Origin of the sequence: Streptococcus sp. UBA632 (assembly GCF_002300045.1) — a bacterium.
GTDB lineage: Bacteria > Bacillota > Bacilli > Lactobacillales > Streptococcaceae > Streptococcus > Streptococcus alactolyticus.
The window spans coordinates 1-10,974 of record NZ_DBPA01000008.1; the positions used below are offsets into that span (position 1 = coordinate 1).

Annotated in this window: 7 protein-coding genes and 1 pseudogene; all 8 read left to right on the plus strand. The window is 40.6% G+C overall.

Features of this window, described 5'->3' with window-relative positions; translation table 11 throughout:
- Positions 1-227 precede the first annotated feature (227 nt).
- Positions 228-2,171: an alpha/beta fold hydrolase gene (locus tag B3473_RS00955; protein WP_264879545.1), complete on the plus strand. Its 1,944-nt coding sequence runs from the start codon at positions 228-230 to the stop codon at positions 2,169-2,171.
- Positions 2,168-4,684 carry a bifunctional lysylphosphatidylglycerol flippase/synthetase MprF gene (gene mprF / locus B3473_RS00960; protein ID WP_235281009.1) on the plus strand — a complete coding sequence of 839 codons (2,517 nt, stop codon included), beginning with the start codon at positions 2,168-2,170 and terminating at the stop codon, positions 4,682-4,684. The genes B3473_RS00955 and mprF overlap by 4 nt, the downstream gene beginning before the upstream one ends.
- Positions 4,685-4,847: 163 nt before the next feature.
- A pseudogene (locus B3473_RS00965) lies at positions 4,848-6,463 on the plus strand (malolactic enzyme).
- An 18-nt stretch (positions 6,464-6,481) separates the two neighbouring features.
- On the plus strand, positions 6,482-7,420 hold the full coding sequence (locus B3473_RS00970; protein ID WP_293650993.1) for an AEC family transporter: 939 nt from the start codon (positions 6,482-6,484) through the stop codon (positions 7,418-7,420).
- Positions 7,421-7,504: 84 nt separating this feature from the next.
- Positions 7,505-8,209 carry a YoaK family protein gene (locus tag B3473_RS00975; protein ID WP_235281011.1) on the plus strand — a complete coding sequence of 235 codons (705 nt, stop codon included), beginning with the start codon at positions 7,505-7,507 and terminating at the stop codon, positions 8,207-8,209.
- A 113-nt stretch (positions 8,210-8,322) separates the two neighbouring features.
- On the plus strand, positions 8,323-8,595 hold the full coding sequence (locus B3473_RS00980; protein ID WP_154454954.1) for a DNA repair protein: 273 nt from the start codon (positions 8,323-8,325) through the stop codon (positions 8,593-8,595).
- Positions 8,576-9,169, plus strand: coding sequence for a signal peptidase I (lepB, locus tag B3473_RS00985; RefSeq protein ID WP_154454949.1), 594 nt, complete (start codon positions 8,576-8,578; stop codon positions 9,167-9,169). The genes B3473_RS00980 and lepB overlap by 20 nt, the downstream gene beginning before the upstream one ends.
- Positions 9,170-9,190: 21 nt before the next feature.
- On the plus strand, positions 9,191-10,974 hold a 1,784-nt coding region (locus tag B3473_RS00990), incomplete at its 3' end, for an InlB B-repeat-containing protein (RefSeq protein WP_293650994.1).

Sequence of the window (10,974 nt, forward strand, 5' to 3'; positions counted from 1 at the left end):
ACAGAAATTATAGAGCCCTTTTTATTGCAACAAAAAGGCCGCCATTCCTATCAGAATGACGGTCTTTTTCTTTTGCGGGGCTTTTGTGATACCATAATAGAGATAATAACTGATCTTTGACAAGTACAAGGTGCAGTTCGTTCGTTTTTATGTTAGAATATTTCTGATACACCTAACAGATTTGTTAAGGACAACTAACTTTTTCAATTGGTTTAAGGTAAGAAGGTATGGATACAGTATTTACGAGTAGAAATAAGATTAGGCTAATACTATTAGCGCTTGTTATGGCTATTCTAGTTGGTTTAGGCGCTATTGTGTTGCATGATCTTTTTGATTTTCTTTGGGAAGACATTTTATACACCGTGCCAGCGCTGCAACGTAGCGGCATTGTTTTGGTTTCTGGTTTGCTAAGTGCTTTGGGGTGGTATTTTCTTCAGAGGCAAGGAAGACGTCTAATTCCTTTGAAAAAGCAAATTTCACCTCAATCAGAAATAGAAGAATATCCCCCTTTTTGGCGACAATTAGGGCATTTGTTTTTGCAAGTTATCACGGTTGGTATGGGGGCGCCTGTTGGTAAAGAAGTGGCTCCGCGTGAATTAGGGAGTTTGTTCTCAACGCATTTGGTTAGAAAAATTCCGCTAGATAGTGACCAGCGTTCGGTTTTGGTGGCGAGTTCGGCGGCAGCAGGTTTAGCAGCCATTTACCAAATTCCTTTTGCCAGCTTGATATTTGTCTTTGAAGTGTTTGGCATTCCTTTGACGGCTTTAAATGTGGTGGTGGCTTTCATCACGACTTATGGAGCGACAGCTATTGCCCACTTGAGAATTAGCGATGCACCGCTTTACCATGTCAATCCTCAGCCTGTGACTTGGGTGACTTTTGTGGTGACGGTTATTTTAACCTTTGCGACCATACCTGTGGCGCGTTTGTTTAGCCGTATTAGTAAACACGCCAGCCAAAATCGCACCAAAGATAGTCGCATTTTATGGCAATTGCCTTTGGTTTTTGTCCTTCTTGCTGTGCAAAGTTATCGTTTTCCAGAATTGCTGGGGAATGGGGCACCTTTGGTGCAAGCTGGATTTGACAGCTTGAGTTTGCCTGATGCCTTGGTTTTATTTACATGTAAATACGCCATTGTCTTACTCTGCTTGAGATTTGGGTCTTACGGTGGGACAATGACGCCATCGATTTCACTGGGAGTTGCTTTTGGAGAGGTGGTGTGCTTGGTGGCTGCTCTTTTTGGTTTTAATGACCCATCTCAAATCTATCTAGCCGTTGCTGCTTGTAGTTTCTTGGGAATTACCATGAATGCACCGCTAACAGCAGGCATGATTGTCTATTCTTTTATTGGTTTTCCAAAAACCTATCTCTTTCCTGTTTTGTTAAGCATTGGCTTGTTGCTGCTTATCAAATGCCGTAGAGATGCCAGTAAGGATACTGAATCAGAAACCTTTATCCCTTTACCTGACGGTTCACAATTGCATTATCAGATTGTCGGTGAGGGTGAAACCTTAGTCTTTTTACACGGTAATAACGGCAATTACCATTACTTTAGCAAACAAATTCCTTATTTCTCTCAAAAATACCAGTTGGTCTTGTTTGACAGCAGAGGTCATGGGCAATCAACTAATGAAAAGGCGGTCAATTCCTTTGATTTGATGGCAGATGATATTGCTTATGCGCTGAAGGAATTGGGCATCGACAAGGCTACTTTCATTGGTTATAGTGACGGGGCAAACTTGGCTTTGACTATTGCTTTGAAATACTCTGACTTGGTGACAGGTTTGGTCTTAAATGCTGGAAACGTTCGCCTGTATGGTGAGAAATGGTATGCTGGATTGTCCACACACGTTTTGTATCGTGTGATGAAGCGATTGTTGCCGTATTTCCCACAATTGGAAAATTATATAATAAATATGCGTTTGATGATGGAGGATATGCCTATTCATCTGAATGATTTAGCTCGTGTTACCGTTCCATCCTTGGTCTTGATTGGTGGATGGGACTTGATTTCTTATGAGCATTCGCTTGAAATTGCTAATCATCTTGGTAATGGTCATTTGGTTTCAGTGCCATTTCGTCTGCACAATATGGCTTACCTCAGTCCCAAACGTTTTAATAAGGAAGTGAATCACTTTTTGACGCAACTAGAGGAGAATAAGAACGCATGAAGAAAGTCATCAATTTTTTCAAAACCAATGAATCCAAGATCAAAATAGGATTTAGTTTATCGATTTTCATCTTGGTTTTAGTCGAATTTTTCCGATTGTCTAAAACCATTTCGTGGCCGACCTTACAGTCAGCCTTTGCTAGCATTCCCCCTTTCAATATCGTTCTAATGATTTTGATTGGCTTAGTGGCCGTTATGCCGATGATTGGTTATGACGTTATTTTCAACCGTTTGCTTGGGACGTCGCACTCTAAAAAGTACATTATTGAAAATAGTTGGAGTATCAACACCATAAATAATATGATTGGTTTTGGTGGAATTGTAGATGTTGGTTTGCGTCTAGCCTTGTACAGTGACGGCATTGACAACGGGAAAAGCATCAAGGTCTTGTCCCGTCTGCTCCCTTATTTTAGCTCTGGTTTGTCTGTCTTATCCACAGTGATTTTGCTGTTTGCAGGGTTGTTCACAGAAGGCTCCTATCTACACCGTTTTTTGATTATTTTTGTGGTAGCAGCCTTTTATTTCCCAGTCGTCTTGTGGATATCATCAAGGGAAAACCTCACCTTTTTTGGTAATGTTGAGCGAAAGGTGCGTTTGGAATTAACTTTGATTTCTGTTTTGGAATGGTCAGGTTGTGTTGGGTCATTCCTTGCAGTTGGGTATTTGATGGGCTTCCATTTTTCAATTGTCCAAGTTGCTGGAGCTTACATCTTAGCCATTTTGTTTGGGATGATTTCTTTCATTCCTGGTGGAATCGGAAGTTTTGATTTGACTATGATGACAGCTTTGACCATGATGGGATTTGCCAGCACTGACGTAATTTTGTGGACCTTGCTTTACCGTATGGTTTACGATATTTTGCCATTTGCCCTTGGGGTGGTGCTATTTGTTAAAAATCTTGGTAAAACCATCAACGACCACTACAAAGGCATTCCAAAAGAATTAACCGTTACTTTGCTAAGACGTTTGATTTATGGTTTGGTGGTTTTGTTTGGGATTTTCCTCGTGTTATCAGCTACCATTCCAGAGAAGGTCAATCAAATTCACTGGTTGAAACAGATGAATCCTATTCATGCCAACCTCATTTGGCAATTTCCAAGTATCTTAATCGGAAGTCTTTACATTCTTTTAGGGCGTTCTTTGTTAGAGCGCGTGCGTCAAGCACTGCCTTTTGGCATTGGGCTCATTTTCGTGTCGCTTATTTGGATAAATGCCAAATCCTTTAGCAATTTCACGTCGCTTTATTTGATTATCTTGTTACTGTTATTGGTTTTCTTCAAAAATAACCTGACTGTTGACCGTTTGATTTATTCTTGGGAATCCTTGCTGAAAGATAGCGTGATTTTTCTAGGCTTAATCATTAGCTACCTTTTCCTAGGCATGCCGCATTATTTGATTCATCACAAAGAAATTTTACAGCTTAATAAATTTGCCATTTCTTTCCTTGGAACGATTATTGTCGTGGGTATTTGCTACACGATTATCGTGCACCTTTTGCGAAAGAGCTCTAAGAAACTAGGCGAGTCTTTCGATGCGGAAGCCTATCGTCAGTTTTTGGACACACATGGCAACACCTCTGATAGATTTTTACCATTCTTGGGGGACAAGCAGCTGTTTTGGTACCCTAATAAACCAGAAGCAAGTGTTGTGCTTCAATTTTCACTGGATAATAACAAAGCCGTGGTGATGGGCGAGCCGATTGGCGATAAGGACAACTTCCAGCCTGCTATCAACGCCTTTATCCGAGCAGCTAGGGACCTCAATTATTCGCCAGTCTTTTATGAAATCGGTCAAGAATTGACCCTCTACCTGCATGAATGTGGGTTTGAATTCATGAAATTTGGGGAGTCTGCTTTGGTTCATCTGCAAGATTTCACTTTGACGGGTAAAAGCAGCAAGAGCTTCCGCCGTGCCCTTAACTTTGTGGAAAAAGAAGGCTTCACATTTGATATTATCCAACCGCCTTATGCGCCTGAGCTAATCACACAGCTTCGCAGCATTTCAGATTCGTGGCTGGATGGCCGTCAGGAAAAAGGCTTCTCACTAGGTTTTTTCAAGGAAGATTACTTGCAAATTACGCCGATGGCTTTGGTACGTAATGACAAAGGAAAAATCGTGGCTTTTGCCAACATTATCCTAGCTGAAGAAGAATCTGTTGTTACCGTTGATTTAATGCGTTATGACAAGGAAGAAAGCCCATCTGGCGTTATGGATTACCTCTTTATTTCTCTCTTCTTGCACTACAAGGAAGAAGGCTACCGCTACTTTGATTTGGGCATGGCGCCGCTATCAAATGTGGGAATCAATAAAGACAGTTTTATCCAAGAACGCATTGGTTTCCTTGTTTATTCCTTCACGTCACGTTTTTACTCGTTTGAAGGATTGCGTAAATACAAGCAAAAATTTGCACCAGAATGGCAACCACGCTACATTAGTTACATGAAATCATCATGGTTAGCCTGTGATTTATTAGCGATTTACCGTATTGACAATCGCACACTAGACCAAGATTAACGTATCCAACCTCTTGCTCTTATGCCTGTTGGGCAGAGTTTAGAGGTGGGTACGTTTTTTTAAAAATATCAGAACCTATGTCTTTACTTTTTATGTGAAAAGTTGTACTATGCCTATGTAATTTTGTTTGCTAATTTATTTATTAAAAGAGAGGATATTTATTATGTTAGGACATGACATTTTGAATGATCCTTTTTTGAATAAGGGAACTGCTTTTACTTTGGAAGAACGTAAAGAACTTGGTTTAGTTGGTTTACTTCCTCCAAAAGTTCAAACCATTGAAGAACAAGCAGAACAAGCGTATGCTCACTATCAACGTAAATCATCGATTTGGAAAAACGCCATTTCTTGATGGAAATTTTCAACACAAACAGAACCTTGTTCTACTATTTGTTTAACGAACACGTTGTTGAATTTAACCCAATTGTTTACGATCCAGTTATTGCAGAATCTATCGAACAATACAGTGATTTGTTTGTTGATCCGCAATATGCGGCTTTCCTTTCTGTTGAACACCCTGAAGACATTCTTGATACCCTTAAAAATGCAGCAGGCGATCGTAATATCCGCCTTATCGTTGTAACCGATGCAGAAGGTATTTTAGGTATTGGTGACTGGGGTACACAAGGTGTGGATATTTCAGTCGGAAAATTGATGATTTACACAGCAGCAGGTATTGACCCTAAAACGGTTTTACCAGTTGTCATTGACGCTGGTACAGACCGCGAAGAATTATTAAACAACCCATTTTATCTAGGAAATCGCCACAAACGTATCCGTGGTGAAGCTTACTACGACTTTATCGACCAATTTGTTAAAGAAGCTGAAGATTTGTTCCCTGATTTGTACTTGCACTGGGAAGATTTCGGACGTAGCAATGCGGCTGTTATCCTTAACAAATACAAAGATAAAATCCCAACATTCAACGACGATATCCAAGGAACTGGTATCATTACTCTAGCAGGTATCTATGGTGCGCTTGATATCACTGGTGAAAAATTAACAGACCAACGTTACCTTTGCTTCGGTGGAGGAACAGCGGGTGCAGGTATTGCCCACCGCGTTCTTTTGGAAATGATGGAACAAGGCCTTACAGAAGAAGAAGCTTACAGTCGTTTCTACATGGTAGATAAACAAGGTTTGCTCTTTGATGACATGGATGATTTTACACCAGAACAAAAACCATTTGCGCGTAAACGTTCAGAATTTGAAAACAGCGAAGAATTAACCGAACTTTCAAAAGTGGTCAAAGCGGTCAAACCAACTATTCTTGTCGGTACGTCAACACAACCTGGTACCTTTACACAAGAAATCGTTGAAGATATGTGCAGCTTTACAGAACGCCCAATTATCTTCCCATTGAGTAACCCAACTAAATTGGCTGAAGCAACTGCTGAGGATTTGATTCGTTGGTCAGATGGTAAAGCCTTCGTTGCGACTGGTATTCCAGCAGCAGATGTAGAATACAAAGGTGTTTGTTACCAAATCGGTCAAGCTAACAATGCCTTGATTTACCCAGGTCTTGGTCTAGGGGTTATGGCTTCTAAAGCAAAATTATTGACTGATAAAATGATTGGTGCAGCAGCTCACTCACTTAGTGGTTTGGTTGACTCAGGTAAACCAGGAGCACCTGTCTTGCCACCAGTTTCTCGCTTGACAGAGTTCTCTATCTAAGTTGCCAATGCCGTAGCCAAAACAGCACAAGAAGAAGGTTTGGCACAAGTTGACGGTGATATGGAAAAAGCCGTTCAAGACATTAAATGGTATCCTAACTACTAATTTAGGGGGTATCAGGAGATGAGTATTTTAACATCAATTGAAAATATTTTACCCATTATCTTTATCATTGCCCTAGGTTTTTACCTCAATGAAAAAGGGTGGTTTGGACCAGACTTTGGTGGGAATGTTTCTAAACTTGTGATGAACATTGCTTTACCTGCCTCAATCTTTGTATCGGTTTTGAAATACTTGACCTTAGATAAATTGATTGCTGTGGCACCAGGTCTTGTCTATACTTTTGGTTCTGTTATTCTTGCCTATATTGCCGCCTTTATAGTGGTTAAACTTTTTAAGGTACGTCCAGGAAGACGAGGCACAATGATTAATATGTTTGCTAATACTATTTTCATTGGGCTTCCCCTTAATATCGCTCTTTTTGGAGATGCCTCAATCTCTTATTTCTTGGTTTATTACATTACCAATACGGTGTCAACTTGGGCCTTTGGAGCACTTCTCATCGCTCAAGACTCAAAAGATGCGACACGAAAATCATCAACAGGCTTTAATTGGCGAAAACTATTGCCAGCGCCTTTGGTTGGCTTCCTTATTTCATTGGTTTTCTTGCTCTTAAACATTCCTGTGCCAGCCTTTGCAACCAACACCTTGACTTATGTTGGTAATATCGTGACACCGATGTCTTTGATTTATATCGGTATTGTCCTTTCAAAAGCTGGTTTGAGCAGTATCAATTTTGATAGAGATACCATTTTGGCACTCTTGGGACGCTATATCTTGTCACCAGTAGTTATGTTTCTTCTCTTGACCTTGTGGGGAAGTCATCTTCCAGCTATTGAGTATAAGACCTTTATGGTGCAAGCAGCGGTTCCAGGCTTGGCCGTTTTACCAATATTGGCTAATGAGGGTAATGGTGATGTGGAATATGCAACAAATGTTGTCACAACGTCAACCTTATTGTTTGTCATTGTGATTCCAATTTTGGTAACTTTGCTTGGCTAGTCTAAAAAGTATGATTAGTGCAAACTCTAAAAGTTAAGATCCGTTGACTTTTAGAGTTTTTTTGTAGAATTGGGAGTATATGCTGTGGATAATCAAGAAAAGAGAAATATTTTACCACAGGACCTTAGGCGAGTGGCTTTATTGCTGGGTTTTTCTGGTGGTGCGGTAGATGTATATAGCCATTTGCGTTTTCATACCTTGGTAGCGACACAGACAGGGAACATCGTTTTGATGGTAGCACAGATTGCGGAAAAGCAAGATAATTTTTTACCGAGATTAACGTCTATTATTGTTTTTAGTATTGGTTTTGTTCTAGGAATTGCTTACAAACAACGGGCACAAACACCTTATTGGCGGATTTTTGCCATGATGCTCATGTTAATTGCCTGCTTGGTGTTGCCTTTTTTGCCGTCTGACCAACTTTTGTTCAAAATCATTGCTTTGTCTTTTGGGACGGGTTTATTAATGCTGACCTTTACAGGTAGTAAAATCGAAACCGTACCTTATACCATTATGATGACTTCGGGGAATTACCGCAGGATGTTAATGAGTTGGTATCATTATGCAACCAGTGCTGCCAAAAATCCTCAGGATAAGCGTGACGTGGTGAATTATACTATTATTGTATTGAGTTTTATGCTTGGCGCTCTGACAGCTGCAGTGGCCTACATTTGGCTAAAAGATCTAACGATTTGGTTGGTAGCTCTTGCTTTGGTCTTGGTTATGATTTTTTATGCTATTGAAATTGCACGCGCGGATCATTACGTCAAAGAGATAAAAGGTAGATGATTAAAGTTTCTGAAAAAATACCGTATGGTGAGGATTTATTAAATTTTTTCAGAAAAATCCCTTGACATGAGAAGATTTTTAGTGTACTCTGCTAAACGAGAGTGAGGTCAATCATGGACTTAGGAAAGTTAAAACGAATCAAACGAGTCGAATTATATGAAATTATTTTAGCTCAAGACGAAGAAATCAAGCGCTTACGCCAAGAAACAGCAGATTTATCTGTCAAATTGGCGAAACGCGACATAAATATACAAAAAGCGGGGACTCTAGCAGAGGCCGCTTTTAGCTTGACAAATATCTTTGAAGAGGCACAAAAGGTAGCAGATATTTACTTGGAAAATGTAAAAATGCAAACGAGTAACGGAGATGAAGGAAAAAAAGACTAGTCAAGAAGACTACCATTCAGAAATCACAGAGATTGAAGATTTATATCAAAAAGCTACTTACCGCCGCCGTTTGTGGAAAAGTATCGGTAGCACGTCTTCTATCTTGGTCGTGGTGGCTGCCTTTGCTATTTTGATGTCTATTCTGTTTTTCCCTATTTTGCGTATCTACGGCAAATCCATGTCAGGAACCTTGGATAGAGGGGATTTGATTGTGGCATTTAAAACCAATAGCTTTGACACAGGAGACATTGTGGCTTTTTATTACAATAACAATGTCTTGGTTAAGCGCGTGATTGCCGAAGAAGGCGACTGGGTTGATATGGATAGTAAAGGAAATGTTTATGTCAATCAGAAAAAACTCAAAGAACCGTATTTGAAAAAAAAGGCTTATGGTGAAACTAACATAACCTTTCCTTACCAAGTTCCAGAAGGGCAGTTATTTGTTATGGGGGACAACCGAAAGGTGTCTATCGACTCAAGAAACACGTCTATCGGAACCGTATCAAATGAGCAAATCGTCGGGAAATTATTGGTTAGGATTTGGCCATTGCCAAAATTCAGATTGTTGACCTAACAAAGACTAGGAGAAGAAATCATGAGAAAAGTTTTACGGCATTATTGGCAAAAGTTGAAACACCTTCGGCGAAAGCAAGCTATTCTGGTGATAGGAACGTTTGTATTTGTGATGACTTCCTATGCCTTGATTTTGCGGGCAGTCACTCTTGACAATGACACTGCGAGCTCAGAGCCAGGAATCAGTCTTGCCAGTAGTTCTTCTAGCGATGAAAATGTGTCGCAAGTGGCGTCCGAGCCAGCGACTTCTTCTACACTAGCAAGTTCGTCAGCCATTAGTTCTCTACCAAGCACACAGATTGAGGCGCAAGAACAATCCAGCGCACCAGCAACGATTCAAGAAGCGACAACCTTGACGGCTGATGGCGATGGCTACACTGTATCAGCGGTGTTTGATGCCAGCAGTCGATTGCCAGTCGGTGTCGAACTAAAGGTTAAACAAGTAACAAGTGATAGCCAAGATTACCAAAATGCTTTGGCAAAAGCTCAGGCAGCTCTTGATGGCAAATCTTTAGCCTTTGCGACTTTCTTTGATATCAGCTTTACCTACCAAGGCAAGGAAGTACAACCCCAAGCACCAGTGAAGGTAACCCTTCAAACCAAGGACAACCTCGCTGGTCAAGAGCAAGCCTTGAAAGTGGTACATATCACATCAGCAGGTAAAACAGAGCTTATCAATCCTGAAAGCGTGAGTTTGACAGAATCACAGACTAAGGTGACTTATACAGTATCTTCTTTCTCTGTGCAAGGTTTAGTGCTTGAAAAAACAGAGCAATCATCTGAAGCAACCACTTCGGACACAGAAAGCAGCAGCTCAGAAACGAGTCCATCAAGCCAAGGCCAAGGGACTTCAACTTCTGCCACAACAACAGAAGCAGCAGAAAATAGAACCCTTACCTTTGTCTACGAAAATGCAGAAGGTCAGGAAGAAACCATCACAACAGTTACGAAAAAAGATGGGGAAACCTTGGAAAATCTGCCAGCTACACCATTCAAAACAGGCTACCATTTTGACCATTGGCAAAATAAGGCAACAGGTGAAACGGTGACGGCTGACACGGTAGTCAATGGTGATATGACCATTGAGGCTGTTTACACGGAAATCAAGATTTACACGGTAACCGTTCATTATTATTATCACAACACCAGCAAGGGTGATGATGTTACCTTTGACACTGAGATTTACCAATTAGAAGCTAACGAAACCTCTTATCGCATCAATCCACCAGCTTCAACCAAGGTCAGCAAAAATGATGATAGCAGCTTGCCACAAGATGCGACCTATTATCCTGAAACAGCACTTATCGAGTTGACCAAAGAGGAATTACTTGAAAAGAGTGATGCTGATGGGAAAATGGAGTTGAGCATACAGTACGTTCCAGCATCATCTGAATACAACATTCATTATATGTTGAAAGACTTTGATGACAAGGGCTATAGTGAGATTGAAAAGGTAACTGCGCACGGGGTTATCGGCTCTATCGTTAGTCCAAAAGTTCTAGATTATCCTTATGCGACCTTTGAAAAAACAGATCCTGAGGAATTGACTAAAGAAAAAGGACAAGATTTGTACGTTTACTACACACGAAATCATTACACCTTGAACTACGAGTCTAATGGTGGCACTTATGTGGACTACCAAACAGGACTTTACAACCAGTCAGTTTCTGTTACAAGCGCTACCCCAACGCGTGTAGGTTACACCTTTGCAGGTTGGTATAAGGACCCTGATTTCAAACAAAAGGCTGGTACAAGTGTTACCCTTGATAAAGATGTGACCTTGTATGCTAAGTGGGAGCCTAAAAA

What these genes read in the sequence shown, in the direction of transcription:
- B3473_RS00970 (WP_293650993.1), top strand. Translation starts at nt 6,482, where the DNA reads ATGAGTATTTTAACATCAATTGAAAATATTTTACCCATTATCTTTATC.
- B3473_RS00955 (WP_264879545.1), top strand. Translation starts at nt 228, where the DNA reads ATGGATACAGTATTTACGAGTAGAAATAAGATTAGGCTAATACTATTA.
- B3473_RS00980 (WP_154454954.1), top strand. Translation starts at nt 8,323, where the DNA reads ATGGACTTAGGAAAGTTAAAACGAATCAAACGAGTCGAATTATATGAA.
- mprF (WP_235281009.1), top strand. Translation starts at nt 2,168, where the DNA reads ATGAAGAAAGTCATCAATTTTTTCAAAACCAATGAATCCAAGATCAAA.
- lepB (WP_154454949.1), top strand. Translation starts at nt 8,576, where the DNA reads ATGAAGGAAAAAAAGACTAGTCAAGAAGACTACCATTCAGAAATCACA.